Annotated in this window: 16 protein-coding genes; 4 read left to right on the top strand and 12 right to left on the bottom strand. The window is 51.2% G+C overall.

Features of this window, described 5'->3' with window-relative positions; genetic code table 11:
• The 4 genes from HRQ87_RS20510 to HRQ87_RS17275 form a co-directional block, all read right to left on the bottom strand.
• Positions 1 to 1,129, bottom strand: a 1,129-nt coding sequence (locus tag HRQ87_RS20510) for a M10 family metallopeptidase (protein ID WP_174139698.1), incomplete at its 3' end; no start/stop codon positions are given.
• A gap of 76 nt (positions 1,130 to 1,205) precedes the next feature.
• Positions 1,206 to 1,508, bottom strand: coding sequence for a hypothetical protein (locus HRQ87_RS17285; protein WP_174139697.1), 303 nt, complete (start codon positions 1,506 to 1,508; stop codon positions 1,206 to 1,208).
• Between the two features lie 120 nt (positions 1,509 to 1,628).
• Positions 1,629 to 3,050: a mannose-1-phosphate guanylyltransferase/mannose-6-phosphate isomerase gene (locus tag HRQ87_RS17280; protein ID WP_174139696.1), complete on the bottom strand. Its 1,422-nt coding sequence runs from the start codon at positions 3,048 to 3,050 to the stop codon at positions 1,629 to 1,631.
• A 93-nt stretch (positions 3,051 to 3,143) separates the two neighbouring features.
• Positions 3,144 to 4,019: a LysR family transcriptional regulator ArgP gene (locus HRQ87_RS17275; protein WP_174139695.1), complete on the bottom strand. Its 876-nt coding sequence runs from the start codon at positions 4,017 to 4,019 to the stop codon at positions 3,144 to 3,146.
• 69 nt (positions 4,020 to 4,088) lie between these two features.
• Here HRQ87_RS17275 and HRQ87_RS17270 point away from each other — a divergent pair, with 69 nt between their 5' ends.
• The 3 genes from HRQ87_RS17270 (at position 4,089) to HRQ87_RS17260 (ending at position 5,968) form a co-directional block, all read left to right on the top strand.
• The gene (locus HRQ87_RS17270) at positions 4,089 to 4,694 is read left to right on the top strand and encodes a LysE/ArgO family amino acid transporter (protein WP_174139694.1); all 606 of its coding nucleotides are present in this window, start codon (positions 4,089 to 4,091) and stop codon (positions 4,692 to 4,694) included.
• A gap of 36 nt (positions 4,695 to 4,730) precedes the next feature.
• Positions 4,731 to 5,636, top strand: coding sequence for a DMT family transporter (locus HRQ87_RS17265; RefSeq protein ID WP_174139693.1), 906 nt, complete (start codon positions 4,731 to 4,733; stop codon positions 5,634 to 5,636).
• An 86-nt stretch (positions 5,637 to 5,722) separates the two neighbouring features.
• Positions 5,723 to 5,968 (top strand): HP1242/YdcH family protein, encoded by a 246-nt coding sequence (locus HRQ87_RS17260; protein WP_174139692.1) that lies wholly within the window; start codon positions 5,723 to 5,725, stop codon positions 5,966 to 5,968.
• 124 nt (positions 5,969 to 6,092) lie between these two features.
• Here HRQ87_RS17260 and HRQ87_RS17255 read toward each other — a convergent pair whose 3' ends face one another.
• The 6 genes from HRQ87_RS17255 to HRQ87_RS17230 form a co-directional block, all read right to left on the bottom strand.
• On the bottom strand, positions 6,093 to 6,977 hold the full coding sequence (locus HRQ87_RS17255; RefSeq protein WP_174139691.1) for a hypothetical protein: 885 nt from the start codon (positions 6,975 to 6,977) through the stop codon (positions 6,093 to 6,095).
• Positions 6,978 to 7,109: 132 nt separating this feature from the next.
• Positions 7,110 to 8,729 (bottom strand): ABC transporter ATP-binding protein, encoded by a 1,620-nt coding sequence (locus HRQ87_RS17250; protein ID WP_174139690.1) that lies wholly within the window; start codon positions 8,727 to 8,729, stop codon positions 7,110 to 7,112.
• Positions 8,726 to 9,880, bottom strand: coding sequence for an ABC transporter permease subunit (locus tag HRQ87_RS17245; RefSeq protein WP_174139689.1), 1,155 nt, complete (start codon positions 9,878 to 9,880; stop codon positions 8,726 to 8,728). The genes HRQ87_RS17250 and HRQ87_RS17245 overlap by 4 nt, the downstream gene beginning before the upstream one ends.
• Positions 9,877 to 10,956 (bottom strand): microcin C ABC transporter permease YejB, encoded by a 1,080-nt coding sequence (locus HRQ87_RS17240; protein WP_174139688.1) that lies wholly within the window; start codon positions 10,954 to 10,956, stop codon positions 9,877 to 9,879. Before HRQ87_RS17240 ends, HRQ87_RS17245 begins: the two co-directional genes overlap by 4 nt.
• Positions 10,957 to 10,979: 23 nt before the next feature.
• Positions 10,980 to 12,902, bottom strand: coding sequence for an extracellular solute-binding protein (locus HRQ87_RS17235; protein WP_174139687.1), 1,923 nt, complete (start codon positions 12,900 to 12,902; stop codon positions 10,980 to 10,982).
• Positions 12,903 to 13,108: 206 nt separating this feature from the next.
• Positions 13,109 to 13,621 (bottom strand): c-type cytochrome, encoded by a 513-nt coding sequence (locus HRQ87_RS17230; protein WP_174139686.1) that lies wholly within the window; start codon positions 13,619 to 13,621, stop codon positions 13,109 to 13,111.
• A gap of 120 nt (positions 13,622 to 13,741) precedes the next feature.
• Between HRQ87_RS17230 and HRQ87_RS17225 the strand changes: the two genes are divergently transcribed.
• Entirely contained in the window at positions 13,742 to 14,575 is an 834-nt protein-coding gene (locus HRQ87_RS17225; protein WP_174139685.1) for a prephenate dehydratase, read from the top strand.
• A gap of 58 nt (positions 14,576 to 14,633) precedes the next feature.
• Here the strand turns inward: HRQ87_RS17225 and HRQ87_RS17220 are convergent, their stop codons facing one another.
• Both HRQ87_RS17220 and HRQ87_RS17215 read right to left on the bottom strand, forming a co-directional pair.
• Positions 14,634 to 15,458, bottom strand: a complete 825-nt coding sequence (locus HRQ87_RS17220) for an alpha/beta hydrolase (RefSeq protein WP_174139684.1) — start codon at positions 15,456 to 15,458, stop codon at positions 14,634 to 14,636.
• Entirely contained in the window at positions 15,455 to 16,864 is a 1,410-nt protein-coding gene (locus HRQ87_RS17215) for a helix-turn-helix domain-containing protein (RefSeq protein WP_174139683.1), read from the bottom strand. The genes HRQ87_RS17220 and HRQ87_RS17215 overlap by 4 nt, the downstream gene beginning before the upstream one ends.
• Between the last annotated feature and the right edge of the window lie 2 nt (positions 16,865 to 16,866).

Here is a 16,866-nt window from a genome sequence, read left to right as displayed (position 1 = left end):
CAAAATCAAAACCCAAACCACCGTCCAAAACGTCAGAACCAGAACCGCCACTTAAAGTGTCAGAACCGTCAAGGCCGCTTAACATATCGTTACCGCTTCCGCCTTGCAGGTCATTTTGCGCTTGGTTACCAGAAATGGTATCATTTCCTGAGCCGCCAATGGCATTTTCAATCAAAGATCGCGTATCGCCATCATAGAGATAGGCATTATAGATATTGCCTTCTGCAAAGTTTCCACGTCCCAGGTTGGCTGTCTGTGTCGCACTGAAAGATGATACTGCACCTGGCGCGAGATCAATATTAAGATTATTTGAGTAAGCGCTCAGATCATAGGTATCGATACCACCACCATCCCAGATTGTCGCAAAAATACGATTGCCGGAAGCGTCAATGCCAACTTGTCCGTTTACAAGCGTATTACCTGAATTCGGCGCCCATGAATAGACAGTGTCATTGCTATTTGTCGTGAAGTCGGCCCCATACATATGTTGTAACGCGGCAATATCACTGCGCATGAACGTCTGCGCATAACCATTTGTTTCGTTCGTATAGCCGGTCAACGGCGCATTTTGATAGGCACGATAAGACATGATGCTATGTTCCATTGAGTCGAATGCCAATGGAACCGTACCGTAATCGCCCCCTTCATGAGGGTGTAGCAAACCCAGGGCATGACCGATCTCATGATACATCGTGGCCCATTCATAATTGCCAGCCTCGGGCGATCGGTAATTGATTGCACGACCAAACCATACATCGCCCGCCTGAGGATAGGATCCCGGCAGATAGGCGTATGCTGTTCCCGGAACTGAAGATTCACCAAATCGAAGATGAGCAGAAGTTGTCGATCCAAGCGACACACTCATATTGGTAAAACCTTCCACCGAAAAACCGTCATTCGCCGAAGATCCGAAACCAGTGTCAAGCGCTGTCCGAGCAGCATCTTTTTGCTGGGAAGAGATTTGGCCGAAGGTTTCGCGCTCGCCAGTATTAGAATATGAGTAATGGCCGCTTGAGGTTGGAAAAGAATATGTTATCGGACCATCCCAAGCTCTCTCAAAGAGCAGGCCATCAATTTTCTGATCGCCAGTTGTACCTATAAGTTTTGTAGATTTTCCCGTTCCCGACATCTTATCTCATACCCTCTGATAAAGCTGCGTTAATATTTCATAAAGACTTTGTCGTCATAGTGACATTTGCCGATATTCAGCAATCGTCACACTGTAGCTGCGCCAGCTTGTCGCGAGCTAAATTTGCCAGCGTATGATCTGGGTGGCGCGCGATAAATATCTCGAACGCCGCAACTGTATTTGCAGCCATTGCCGCATCATATTCCTCACGTATCGCGATATTACCATCGCGCGCAGGTGGAATTTCAGCTGAACAATCCTGATGTTCCATTTTGTTATTGCAAGAAGTTTGCTGCCCGCTAGAAATTTTGGACATTGCCATCACCTCTGTGGTTATAAATAGGCTTGCCACGACATGAATAAAAAGAAATTTTTTCACCTGAACACGCACACTTATTAAGTTTAAAACTAATTAATCTATTACATCAAAAAAATACAGTGTGACAACAGGCGTGCGCGCTTTGTCGCGATTTCAGGAACGTATGTGTGATTATAACATTTATTGTCGTGAATAATCGTCGTCATAACGGGTGATATCGTCTTCGCCCAGATATGCACCAGTCTGAACTTCGATCAGAATCATCGGCAATTTGCCCGGGTTTTCCATGCGATGCACAGCGCCTACAGGCACATAGACAGATTGATTTTCGGTGATCAGTTGTATGCTGCCATCGATCGTGACTTTGGCAGTACCCTGAACGACAATCCAGTGTTCGGACCGGTGATGATGGCTTTGCAATGACAGGGCTGCACCTGGGTTCACGACAATACGCTTTACTTGAAATCTGTGCGCCGTGACCAGGGTTTCAAACCATCCCCATGGTCTATGATCTTTGGGGAATGCCTCGGCCTGTGTGACCTGTTTTTCTTTCAGTGTTGTGACTGCTTTTTTCACATCCTGTGCGTGCGATGCATCCGCGACCAAAACAGCATCTTGCATTGCCACGGCGATGATATTTTTCAGACCGATGCCCACCAGTTCAACACCATCGTGTTCGGATCGCAGCAAAGTATTTTCGCAATCAATGGCTGTTGCGTGGTCTGATGTGGCTACGCCATCAGCATTCTGTTCTGTCTCGCGCCAGACCGCGTCCCAGCCGCCCAAATCGGACCAGCCCCCGTCAAAGGGCACGACCGACAGGTTATCGGCCCGTTCCATGACTGCATAGTCAATCGAGATATCGGGAACCCGTTTCCAGTGGCGCAGATCAAGCCGGAAAAACCCCAGATCTGTTTTGCCGGACTTGGTCGAAGATTGCACAGCTGTCATCATATCAGGGGCATGCGCGCGGAAAGCATCCAGGATTGTTTTGACCGAAAACAGGAAAATACCCGCGTTCCATAAGAACCTGCCTGACGTCACCATGTCTTGTGCGGCTTGTGCATCAGGCTTTTCGACAAAACGCTTCAGACCGATCGGGCGCGGGCTGAAATCAGCTGTCTTTTCGGACAGTTCAAGATAGCCATATCCGGTTTCGGCGTGAGTTGGTTTGATGCCAAAGGTCACAAGTTGACCGCTTTTTGCCGCATCGACCCCGGCCGATACTGCTGCACCAAAAGCATCCCCATCAGGGATCACATGATCGGCGGGTGCAATCAGCATCAATACATCGGGATCAATGCGTTCCAGCCATAAGGCGGCGGCCAGAATAGCGGGGGCGGTATTACGGCCATCCGGTTCGATCAATATTGCGCCGGGATCAATGCCGATTTCTGACATCTGCTGCGTGACAATAAACCGAAAATCGGAATTGGTCAGAACAAGGGGGGCAGTATAACCCGGGCCTGACAGACGTTCAGCACAAGCCTGAAACAAAGTCTTGTCCCTAATCAGGGATGCGAATTGTTTGGGATAGCTTTTGCGTGACAACGGCCAAAGCCGCGTGCCGGAACCGCCGCATAATAGAACTGGAGTAATCATGTCACGCGCCCTTTACCCGGGATGTACCGACTATCTTGGAAACTTTGCGCGCAGGCAAGCCGACAGAGGTTAAGACGTGGTTAACTTTAGCCGTCATTGGATCAGATGAAGACGTGCTGCGCGTTGAATATTCCGGGTCAGCTGCTGTAACGCCCCTTTTGCAACACGACTGACTTGCCAATAAAGCGGGATATCCAGCGGTGTTCCAAGCAATGTGACCAACCGCCCTGCGGCGATGTGATCTTTGACCAGATCCAGCGGGTTCATCCCCCAGCCTAAGCCAAGACAGGCGGCATCAACGAACCCTTGTGAGCTGGCCATCATATGGCTTGGTACAGTCACGGGCTTGCCAAGTACTGTCGAGATCCAGTCGCGCTGCAAGCTATCCTTGCGATTGAACGTCAGTGCCGGGGCCTGTTTTAAGGTCTGTTGCGTAATACCATCCGGAAAATACTGAGCCATAAAGTCAGGGCTGGCCGTCGCAAGATAGCGTAACTTGCCCAGATTATAACTGTTACAACCCTGCACGGGTGTTTTGCGACTGGTGATGGCGGCCAGAACCTTGCCGTGGCGCAACCAATCGTCGGAATGATCTTGATCGTCAATCTCAAGATCAAACAGCAGGTCGTTGGTGCGCGCCAGCGCGGGCATAAACCACGTGGCAAGACTGTCTGCATTCACGGCGATGCGGACACTGGTCGGGGATGCCAAGGCCAGCGTGCCGATATCTTGACCAAGTGTATGTTCCAGCGCTTGCACATCCTGCACGTGACGGATCAGGCGATCACCTGCTTTGGTCGCGGTGCAAGGTTGACCACGAATGATCAGAACGGTGCCCACGCGGTCTTCAAGCGCCTTGATACGCTGTGACACGGCCGATGGCGTCAGCCCCAATTGTGTTGCCGCCTGATCAAAGCTGCCGGATGTGACAACAGCAGACAGCGTGAACAAAAAGCTGTAATCCAACATTATTTTTCCTAATGAATAATTAGAAACATTAATTTGTGTAATTTGAAAAGTCTGTCTAGTCAAACAGCCATGATAAAAGCATCCTTTATTCCCGGATTTATTCTGGGCCTTAGTTTGATCATGGCCATTGGTGCGCAGAATGCATTCGTTCTGCGCCAGGGATTGCGTCGCGCACATGTTTTCGCCGTTTGTTTGACCTGTGCCGCATCAGATGCAATCTTAATTACCGCAGGCGTTGCCGGGTTCGGCGTTCTGACGGAATCGGCCCCATGGCTGGTGCCTGTGGCACGCTTTGGGGGTGCTGCCTTTTTGTTTATCTATGGGTTGATCAGTTTTCGCGCCGCATGGAAAGGGGGCGAAACGCTGGCCCCATCTGCAGATAAATCCAGATCATTGAAAGCGGCTTTGGCGACATGTCTGGCGCTGACATGGCTGAATCCGCATGTCTATCTGGATACAGTGATTTTGCTGGGCTCTGTTTCGTCGAACTATGACAATACCGTCGCATTCGGGGCCGGGGCTGTGACGGCCAGCTTTTGCTTTTTCTTTGTTCTGGGATATGGCGCACGCCTGCTGACGCCTTTGTTCGCCAAAGAAATCGCGTGGCGCATATTGGACGTGATTGTAGGTTTGATTATGTGGTTCATCGCTGTAAAATTGATTTGGCTGCAGTGACTTGCGTCTGACGTTGATTTCAGATCAGGTCGCCGCATGAATAATTCTGCCGCTTCGCGCCCCCTTGCCGGGATATTCTGGATGCTGGTCACCGGCATCTTGTTTGTCGCGGTTACGGCTGTTGTCAAACATCTTGACGGGGCCGTTCCAGCAGCACAGGCCGCATTTTTGCGGTATCTTCTGGGGTTGGTGTTTATTCTGCCGATGATCCGCCCGATCTTGCGCGCGCGGCTGACGAAACGACAGTTCAAGCTGTTTGGTATCCGCGGCATCGTTCATACGCTTGCGGTGATGCTGTGGTTTTATGCCATGAGTCAGATCCCCATCGCAGAGGTGACGGCGATGAACTACCTTTCACCGGTCTATGTCACCATCGGTGCTGCGTTGTTTTTGGGCGAAAAGTTGGCACTGCGACGCATCATTGCGGTTTGCGTCGCGCTGTTGGGCGTACTGATCATCTTGCGTCCCGGCTTTCGCGAAATTGAGACTGGGCATCTGGCAATGCTTGGCACCGCCGTTCTATTCGCGGGGGGCTATCTGATCGCGAAACAAATGTCGTCCGAGGTGAACCCGGTTGTGATCGTGGGTATGCTGTCACTGATCGTGACAGTGGGGTTGTTGCCCTTTGCCGCAGCGGTTTGGGTGACACCGACCATGACGCAACTGGCTTGGCTGTTTTTGGTCGCGTGTTTTGCCACGGCGGGGCACTATACGATGACACTAGCTTTTGCCGCGGCCCCCCTGACGGTGACGCAACCGGTGACGTTCCTACAACTTGTCTGGGCCACACTGTTGGGCTTTTTCCTGTTTTCCGAAGAAATCGACATTCTGACGGTGCTGGGCGGTACAATCATTTTGGCGTCCGTTGTGTTTATCAGCTGGCGCGAGGCAAAATTAAAACGCAAGGCTGTTACCCCAATGGTAAATGCCACCAAAGTGTAAGGGATCGGTATCTATTTGACCTTGGTCAAAGCGTGAGCGTTATTCAGATTCTATGGTGATGACAATCAAAACGTCGGAGATCCCATATGTCACACACACCCCACGAACTTGCCGAAGATTTTCCAGAGTATGCCGACAAAATAAGTGCGTTAAAACAATCAGATGCACATTTTGCGAAGCTGGCCCAGGACTATCATGATGTGAACGGTGTCTTGCACCGCGCAGAAACCAATATTGAGCCGATGGATGATCTGGCGATTGTTGATCTGCGCAAGAAAAGAATGGCGCTAAAGGACGAAATTTACAAAATGCTGACCAACGAAGCGGCGTAAATTACTTTTATTTAAACCAATATCATCCTTGGCAGATATGTTGGGGGTGCTGTTGCCATGTGGGCTTTGCAACCTGATGCCCTTGGGCCTGAATAAACATCGCCCAAGGCATTAATCTGAACCGTCAGCTTTCTGTTGATACGTGGTTTCCCTTGTCACGCGCTGCGCGCAAAGCACGGATATCATCAGAACTGACCCGGTTTGTATCCATGGCTGAATTGGTTGTCTTTTCATTGCGTTGGCGCGCCTTTTCCCAAGCAAGGATGGCAGTTGCAAAGAACCAGCTGGACGCCCAGGTCATGAACAGTGTCCTGACCAGTAATGTGTCGAATTGAAAGCTCGTGCTCCAAGGGATTTCTGTGCCATTAGCAATGGCGATCAGCGCACTTGCTACCAACCCGAACGTCGCCCACACTTCGCCGAAAATTGCATAGAACTGACCGCCAGACAGCCAGATAACAGTGATCAGAAAAAGACTGAACATGCCCGTGCCAAACCCGAAAAACAGGTTTCTGCCCGACACCCGATAGGTATCGTCTGCAGCAGCTGTTGTCATTGGCACAGCGATGGCCCCCACATAAGTCGCGATCAGGATGCATTTAAGCAAAAAGACCCCGCCTAACACAGGGATCAGAACAAAAAGCTCGGTCAGTAACGCGATATCATAACCCAGTCCAATAGCGACAAGTCCTGCGACTTTTAAAATCCCGCTAACGATCCATTCAATCGCTTGGTTAGCGATAATGCTCATGATGCAAAAGATGACACTGGCAAGTAAAAGCTGACCCATATCAGTTTCGCGACGATACCCTTGTGCGGCCAAGGCACAGCGTAGCCCGACGATAACGCAAAAAGCGCTGATCGTTCCCGGAATAAGAAAGTTAAAAACGGGAATAAAGGCCCCAATCAATGACATGACGACCGTCGCAACAGCAAGGACGGGCAGCAAGATCAGATAGCGCCAGAATGTTTGAAAAGACAGCGGCAGAGCGCGTAAGATCAAAGGCATTTAATATAAAAATTTATTAGCATTCAGTCTATTATACTAACATTCGGAGGCCTTTAAAGTATGCAAAACCATGCCCTGCGTGGTCTTCACAGGCATCAAAATTGGTCTGACCAAGGCGCGACTGGATAGATTTTAAGCTGTACTGCTGACCTGGTTATCGTCCGCAGTGATATCAAAGGCCGCACGGATCAGGGTGCGGGTATATTCGGTTTGCGGATCGTCAAAGATTTGATCGGCAAGACCGGCTTCGACAATATCGCCCTGTTTCATCACCATCACCTTGTGTGACAACGCACGCACGACTTTCAGATCATGGCTGATAAACAGATACGCCAGTTGATATTTCTTTTGCAGATCTCGCAAAAGATCAACGATCTGGGCCTGAACGGTCATGTCCAACGCACTGGTCGGTTCGTCCAGAACAATCAACTTGGGTTTTAGGATCATCGCACGCGCGATAGCGATGCGCTGACGCTGGCCACCGGAAAATTCGTGGGGATACCGATCCATTGTGGTAGGATCCAAACCAACCTCGACCATAATCTCGGCCACCAGTTCGCGGTCATTGCGGGTCTTGTCGACGACATGAATGGCCAACCCTTCGGCGATGATCTGCGCGATAGTCATGCGCGGTGATAGAGATCCGTAGGGATCTTGGAACACGATTTGCATATCGCGCCGCAAAGACCGCATTTGCCCATTCGACAGCGCACGCAGGTCTTTGCCTTCATAGGTAATCAGACCCTGTGACTGGATCAGCCGTAAAACCGCCAACGCCAGCGTGGTTTTGCCGGAACCACTTTCGCCCACCACGCCCAATGTTTCGCCGGACCTTACGGAAAACGATGCTTCGTTCACAGCTTTGACGTGGCCGACCGTCCGTTTCAGAATGCCTGCCTGAATGGGAAACCAGATGCGAAGGTTGTCAACTTCGATAATCTTTTCGGCTTGTTCTGGCACGGGGTCGGGGCGACCTTTCGCCTCGGCGGAAAGTAAAAGCTGGGTGTACGGATGCTGCGGGTTATCAAAAATTTCCGCCACAGGGCCGGTTTCGACAATTTCGCCGTCCTTCATCACACAGACGCGATCTGCGATTTTGCGCACGATGCCCAGATCGTGGGTGATAAATAGCATCGACATACCTTCGGCAGCCTTGAGGTCGGCCAGAAGTTCCAGAATTTGCGCTTGAATTGTAACGTCGAGTGCTGTCGTTGGCTCATCTGCGATCAGCAGTTCGGGCCCGTTCGCCAGCGCCATGGCAATCATAACGCGCTGACGTTGTCCGCCTGACAGCTGATGCGGATAGGCATCAAGCCGCGTTTCAGGGTCGCGAATGCCAACCTTGGTCAACAGTTCCAGAATGCGGTCGCGCGCGGGCTGGCCCGTCAGACCCTGATGCAGTGCAAGACTTTCACCCAATTGTTTTTCAAGTCGGTGCAATGGGTTCAGCGATGTCATGGGTTCCTGAAAGATAAAACTGATGTCGTTGCCGCGCACCCGGCGCAGGGTTTTCTCGGGTACGTTTATTAGTTCTTCGTCGTTATATTTAACCGATCCTGCAACGCTGGCATTGCTGCCCAACAATTGCACCGTCGACAACGCGGTTACCGATTTACCCGACCCACTTTCGCCGACCAAAGCCACGGTTTCACCTTTGCCCACCGAAAAGCTGACACCTTTTACTGCCTGAATGATCTTGCCGTCCTGTTGAAACGATACGTTCAGGTCACGAATATCCAGAACCGATGTCATTTGAATATCTTTCTGGGGTCAAAGGCATCGCGGACGCCTTCGAAAATAAAGACCAGAAGCGACAGCATGATCGCAAAGGTGAAAAACGCGGTAAAGCCAAGCCAGGGCGCTTGTAGATTACGCTGTGCCTGCAGGGTCAATTCGCCCAAAGATGGGGCAGATGCAGGCAGGCCAAAGCCAAGATAATCCAGGATTGCCAAGGTCGATATGACGCCAGTAACGATAAAAGGCAGCATAGTCAGCGTGGCGACCATCGCGTTGGGCAGCATATGCCGGAACATGATCGTCCAATCACTGACGCCAAGCGCCTTGGCCGCGCGTACATATTCCAGGTTGCGCGCGCGCAGAAATTCCGCGCGTACCAACCCAGTCAGCGCAGGCCAGCCGAACAGGACCATCAAGAACAGCAATAATCCGAAACTTCGCCCAAACAGCGCAAACATGATAATGATCACGTAAAGCTGCGGTGTGTTCCCCCAAATCTCAAGAAACCGCTGGAATGTGATATCCAGAACGCCGCCAAAATACCCCTGAAGCGCGCCTGCGATAATGCCCACAATGCTGGATAATGTCGTGACAATCAGCGTAAAGATAATCGATAGCCGCACACCATAGATTACACGCGCTAGTACATCACGCGCGGCGCTGTCAGTGCCAAGCCAGTGTTCACTGTCGGGTGGGGTGGGCGATGGGCGGCCCAGATTGGTTTGCGTATCATAGCGATAGCGAATGGGGGGCCAAATCATCCAGCCTTTATTGATCTCAGTCCCATTGACTACACCCGTTTCGGCCTGTTCGATGATACCTTCGGGATCATCATAACAATCAATCGTGCCCTGTGCGATAATCAAACATTGTACTTCAATATCGCGGTAAATCGCTTCGGTGCGGATATCGCCGCCAAAGGCGGTTTCCGGATAGAAGTTAAACACTGGCATGTAAAAACCACCGTCATATCTCACCAGGATCGGCTTATCATTGGCCAGGAATTCCGCAAAAAGCGACAAGGTGAACAGCACGGTAAAAATGATCAGCGACCAGAACGCGCGTCTGTTTCTGCGAAAATTGCGCCATCTGCGTTTGTTCAGAGGCGACAAAGTGAAAAAACCCGATTTATCCTTGGGCTTTGGCGGGACGATGACGTCTGTCACGTTTGCCTCCGCTCAAAATCGATACGGGGGTCGACGACGACATACATCAGATCGCTTATGATGTTTACCATCAACCCGATAATACCGAATACAAACAGCGTGCCAAAGACAATCGGATAATCACGTTGCACAACAGATTCGAACATCAGTCGGCCAAGGCCATCAAGCGAAAATATAAGTTCGATAATCAGGGACTGGCCAAAGAAAACCCCTATGAAAACAGCTGGAAAGCCAGCAATCACAATAAGCATCGCATTACGAAATACATGGCCATAAAGAACCGCTCGTTCCTCAAGCCCTTTGGCTTTCGCAGTTATCACATACTGTTTGTTGATCTCATCTAGGAACGAATTTTTAGTCAGCAAGGTCAGTGTCGCAAACCCCGAAATGGTCGTTGCAATAACGGGCAATGTAATATGCCACAAATAATCGGTAATTTTCCCAAAGAACGAAAGATCGGACCAGTTTTCTGACGTTAGGCCACGCAATGGAAATATCTGAAAATAGGATCCGCCTGCAAATAGAACCAGCAGAAGGATCGCGAACAAAAAACCCGGAATGGCATAGCCGACAATGATCGCACCGGATGTCCAGGTGTCAAAGGGGCTGCCGTCCTTGACTGCCTTGCGAATGCCAAGTGGGATCGAAATCATATACGCCAGAAAGACCGACCAAAATCCCAAAGTGATTGACACGGGCATTTTTTCCCAAACCAGTTCCATTACCCCGCGGGATTGAAAATAGCTGTCGCCGAAATCAAATCGTACATAATTCCACATCATATTCAGAAAACGTTCCAGCGGCGGCTTGTCAAAGCCGTATTCGCGTTCCAGCTGTTCGATGAACTCTGGCGGCAGTCCGCGCGCGCCGATATAGGTTTCATCGCCACCTTCAAGCTGAACATTTGACCCGGGTCCAGAGATGCCTTCGAACACGTCGCCAGACCCTTGGGCGCGGGCAATGGCCTGATCAATCGGGCCACCCGGCACAAATTGGATCAGTGCAAAGTTGATCACCATAATTCCAAACAAGGTTGGAATGACCAGCAACAAACGACGGATGATATATGCGCCCATGGGCTTTTATGCTCGGCTTTTTATTATTGAAACGCGCCTGCGTCAGTCAGCGCTTGTCCTTTATCAGCGTTGTACCACCAGAAATCCAGATATCCCAGTGCATAAGGGGGCATGTTTTCGGGGTATTCATATTGATCATAATACGCGACCCAGTGATTGCTTTTGTACCACGTTGGAATGATGAAGCGTTCAGCTCGCATCACACGGTCAAGCGCCTTGGTAGTGACTGCAAATTCTTCGGGTGTTTTGGATGCGATTAACTTTTCAATAATCGCGTCAGCGCCGGGGTCGGCAAACCCTGCAGGATTGAAGTTGCTGACATAGGCATCTTCGGATCCATACTGTTGTTGATACCCAAGTCCTGGTACCAGCGATGTGCCATATTGATCAAAGATCATGTCATATTCACGTGGGCGCGCACGTGTGCGATTTGTGTATTGCGTAGGATCAACGCGGGTCAGGCGCGCGTTCATGCCCAAACCATTGAGGTTATCGACAAAACCGCTGGCCAGCCGTTCGATTTCAGGGTCATCGGTCAGAAACTCAAGATTAAAAGCCTGACCATCGCCATTACGCAGCTTCCCGTCATCACCAATTTCCCAGCCAGAGTCCTGCAACAATTGTGTCGCGCGGCGCAGGTTGCGGCGGTCCAGCTGCCGCGCGCCCGATGTGTGGGCCATCACGGCCGGTTCTGTCAGAATGGCTGGATCAATCAAGTCACCAAGTGACCGCAAAAACGCAAGTTCTGCGCCTTCGGGTATACCAGTTGCTGCAAAATCGGTATTTTCCCAGAATGAATGGCGTTGGCTATACAGACCAAACTGCAGGCTTTCATTGGTCCATTCAAAGTTGTACATCAGCGAAATTGCCTCGCGGACGCGGGGGTCTTTCAGGTTTTCGCGGTTCAGGTTAAACACAAACCCTTCTGAGATCGGCAAATTACCATCTGCAATTTCTTCCTTGATGACCCGTCCATTTTGCACGGCGGGAAAATCATATTGTGTGGCCCAAGTCAGGGCGCTTTGTTCCAGACGAAACGCGTAAACACCGCCTTTGAATGCCTCAAGCGCTGCGTTGTTGTCGGTGAAATACTCAATCCGGATCTTATCAAAATTATGGCGACCGCGGTTCACAGGCAGATCCTTGCCCCAATAATCAGGATTGCGACGGTAAACGATATTACGATTGACGTTGAACGTATCCAGCACATAAGGGCCGGATCCGAGATTTTGGACCAAACGGCTTTCATCCAGCCGCATGTTGTTTTCTTCGAACCATTTACGGGAAAATGCCGGATTGGTGGACACTTGGCTGATCAGCCCATCGCGCGGTACATCTGGCATAAAAGTGAACTTTACACGATGCGTATCAATCGCCTCGACCTTTTGGACCAGCTTGGAAATCGCTTCGCGATAGGATGGCAATGCCTGTTCCATCAACAATTCATGACTGAACACGATATCGTCGGCGGTCACTGGCGTGCCATCAGAAAACCGGGCTTCGGGGCGCATGTTAAAAATGACCCAATCGCGGCTTTCAGGATACTCCAGCGATTCTGCCAACAGGCCATAACGCACACCAGATTCGTCAGCAGGGGACATCATCAGCCGTTCGATAGATGCACTTGATAACGCACCCGCGCGCCCCTTCAGCGAATAAGGATTGAAGCTGTCAAAGGTGCCCTGGGTCCAGGTCGACATCTCGCCGCCCTTTGGTGCGTCGGGGTTCACATAGTCGAAATGTTCGAAATCAGCGGCATATTTCGGTTCACCCAAAATCGCATAGGCGTGCGATTTGATGATCTTTTCTTCAGCAAACAGGGCCGTGGCCATCCAGAAAAGCGCAATCAGGAAAAGCGGAAAAGCAAGCAGAGTGGTTGGTATTTTGCGACGTTGTGCAATCGCACGTGCTTTAACGCGGGCCTTTGCGGGGCGGGATGGCTGCATCAGGAACCTCCTGTTCAAGTGATCTTTACCGTATAAGATATTAAGCTAAGTTATTTTTCCAGAAGTCTATCTGTCCAGTTGCGATTATGTGATCATTCGTCAGATTGCATGAAAATTAGGCAACAGCTTGCCAATATCCTGAATTACAAAAAAACCCGCACAGGTAATGCGGGTTATTTAGTCAGATGTTATCTGGATTTATGCGATCAACTGCCAAAAGTCGCGATATATGCAATCAGGTTTGCACGATCTTCGACCTTGGGCATACCACGATACACCATTGCTGTTCCGGGGGCATAACCACGCGGGTTTTCAATGAAACCGCTCAGGTTTTCCGGTGTCCAGTCGCCTTCCATTTCAGCCAAAGTGCTGGAATATCCAAACCCGTCTACGGATCCTTTGTCACGACCCACGACACCATAAAGATATGGCCCGGTACCGTTTTCGCCTTGTTCAAGCTTGTGACACGCGCTGCATGCACGCCACAGACGCTCACCCGCGCCCGCATCGGCTGCTGCGTAAACTTCTGCAAATGGAATCGCATCTTCGACGACTTCAACTTCTTCGGTACCGGTTTCAATCACATACCCTTGGGCATGATCTTCGCCGTGGCCACCCACATGATAAAGCTCTTCTGCAAGCCAGGCACCCAGCAAAAAAACCAGAAGTGAGCCGCAGAGCCCACCCAAAACTTTCGTAAATGTCATTGTGTCGAACATGTCGCGATCCATTTTTGGCGTCGGTTCGGCGTTCTATATGCGCTTCCAACCCGTCTGTGCAAGGTGTAGTTACCGCGACGAAACGCCCATTTATGTTAAAAGTTCCGGATCAGCCACACCATGACTAATAAAATTGCCTTCCAAGGGGAACCCGGTGCCTACTCCCACCAAGCCTGCCATGACGCCCGCCCCGACATGGAGGCCGTGCCATGCCGCACCTTTGAAGATGTTATCGAAACTGTCCGCAAAGGTGACGCAGATCTGGCGATGCTGCCCGTGGAAAATTCAACCTATGGCCGCGTGGCCGATATTCACCGTCTGCTGCCCGACAGCGGTCTTCATATCGTGGACGAAGCATTCGTGCGGGTTCACATCAATCTTCTGGGCGTCAAAGGCGTGCGGCTTGATCAGATCAAAACCGCGATGAGCCATACGGTTTTACTGGGCCAATGCCGAGACTTTCTTCGCGAACATGATATTCACCCGGTTGTCGGCGCGGATACGGCGGGGTCTGCGATGCATGTGGCCGACGAAGGCGATATCACGCAAGCCGCACTTGCCTCTGAACTGGCAGGTGAGATTTATGGGCTTGAACTGCTGGCCCGTCACATCGAAGACCATGACAAGAATACGACACGCTTTTTGATCATGTCCCGCGAAATGGATATGAAGCGCCGTGGCGATGTCATGATGATGACCAGCTTTGTGTTCCGCGTTCGCAACATTCCAGCCGCGCTTTACAAGGCGATGGGCGGATTTGCGACAAATGGCGTGAACATGACCAAATTGGAAAGCTATATGGTGGACGGTCAGTTCACGGCGACGCAATTCTATGCCGATATCGAAGGGCACCCGGATGATCGAAATGTCCAACTCGCGCTTGAGGAATTGGACTATTTCACCGATGACATAACGCTTTTGGGTGTCTATCCAGCCGATCTGAAACGTCGCTAGATTTCAGCAGCTTATACGCTTAGCTTTATAGCGTAGCATTGACGCTGGATGATTGATATTACCGGGTGGCGTCCAGATATTCTGTTAGCGTCGCCCAAACATCATTGTTCCAGACGTCGTTATGGCCTGCGCCAGCGACCTCGATCATCTGTTTGTCATCGGCGCCCGAAGCCGCCAAAAGATCCCGCCCCATTTGCACTGGGATCAGCTGATCATTCACGCCATGCAGGATCAGCAGAGGGGAATCAATCTGGTCGATGGTCGCTTCGCTGGGCCATTTGTTGACCATGATACCCGTGATTGGTTTCAGCCACGGATAAAGATGTACGACAACATGCGGAAGGGCGGTGAAAGGTGCTTCAAGCACCAGGGCCGCGGGTTTGCGAAAATTATTCTGTCTGATTGTCTTCGCCAGTTGGATCGATACAGCCGCACCGATGCTTTCGCCATAAAGCACAACCGGCGTGTCCGTCGTTATCTGGACCAGATCTGGCAGAGCCTTGTACATCACCAGCGCATCAGCTTCGATCAACGATTGCCGCGCCTTGCCGCCGCTGCCCGACGATCCGCGATACCCCAAAGCGACCAACCCATACCCTTGCGTCGCAAACAGATCAAAACGGTGAATACGATTGGCCAGGTTCGATGCGTTTCCGTGGAAATAGACGATCACTGGTTTGCCCGGATCGGGATTTCTGGTCCAGATAACAAGACGGGTTTCATCATCTGCGGTCAGCTCATTTGCGATCAGGCCGGGTACATTGAAACCGGTCGGATCGACTTCGGTGGGATCAAGGGGATAGACCATAAAGCGCTCAAATGGGCGAACCGCAACGGCGCCAAGGGCAAGGAATAAAGCACTGTAAAACAAAAGTTTTGTCATGATCGATGCATCTCATAGGGCAGAACGCCGCGAACATCAGGATTTATACTTAACCGCCGTTCCAATTGCGGCACAGACCGTTGATGGCAATTTGTGCGTTCGCAAATCCGGCAAGAAATCCCAATAGGTTCAAAAGCTTGTGGGTTTGTTGTTTCCATATTGTCGGCATAGACCAAATCAGGGGCGTGTTTGACCTCGCAGCCTAACCCAATGGCGTAGCGGCGAGTGGGGGCATGAAAGGATCCGCCGTTTTTTGATACATCATGGGCCAGACAGAAATAGCGCACCCCATCAGGTGTTTCGGCCAGCTGGCGTAAAAAACGCCCCGGTGTTTCAAAAGCACGATGTACATTCCACAATGGACAAGCCCCCCCGAACCGCGCGAATTGCAGTCGTGTTGCCGAATGGCGCTTGGTAATTGTGCCCGACTGATCGACACGTACAAAAAAGAACGGAATACCTTTGGCCCCTGGGCGTTGCAGCGTCGACAAACGATGTGCGATCTGTTCGATCGACGCCCCGAAACGGTCACTCAGGCGTTCCAAATCGTGGCGTTCCTTTTGCGCCTGTTCCAGAAAAACCTGATACGGCATCAGTGCGGCCCCGGCGAAATAGTTGGCCAGACCAATCTTGGCGATACCGCGTGCTTCGGGTGTGTGAAAGCGGGCGAAATCAAGGGTGGCCTCCAGCAGTGTTTCTTGTGTCAGAAGTCCAAGCTGAACCAACAGTTGAAAACGCTGTGTGGCGGGAGCGCTGCGCGCAGACAGGGTCAAAATGCGTGTCGTATCATCATAGTGACGCAGTGTTTCGGTATCTGTTCGCTGCAATGTCACGCCCATATCTGACAGTTTCGCTTCTGCAAACGCGTCGATGGATTGTCCAAGCTGCGCGGCTTCTGATGCAACGCGTTCGGCGGCACGGTCCATCGCATCCAGATAATTGTCGCAATAGTGAAAGAAATCGCGCACTTCAGCCCAGGGTGATCGCTGCGTCAGGGTTTCGTCGCGGCCCAAAGCTTCGTCCAGTGATGCCAGTTGTTCGTGATTTTCGCGGTATGCGCGGTGCAGTTCCAGAAAGGCCCGCGCCAATGCAGGGGCGTTCGACGCGGCAAGCCGTAGATCGGCCAAAGGCGGGGCGATATCTGCAAAAACGGGATCGGCCAATGCCTCACGCATGTCCACCACAATGCGTTCGGTATCGCCTGTAGATAACTCACGCACATCAAAGCCAAATTCGGCCGCCAGCGCCAAAACAACACCCGTCGAAACGGGACGATTGTTGTTTTCCATCTGGTTCAAATAGGGCAGCGATACGCCCAGTTTTTCCGCAAACGCCTTTTGTGTCAGCCCAAGTCGTCCCCGGGTTTCACGAAGTTTGACGCCTGCATACAGTTTCTGAGTGGCCATAG

It is taken from the genome of Parasulfitobacter algicola, assembly GCF_013315265.1.
GTDB classification, from domain to species: Bacteria; Pseudomonadota; Alphaproteobacteria; order Rhodobacterales; family Rhodobacteraceae; genus Parasulfitobacter; species Parasulfitobacter algicola.
Note: the sequence above shows the minus strand (reverse complement) of the source record. Positions and strands in the feature narration are given on the sequence as shown.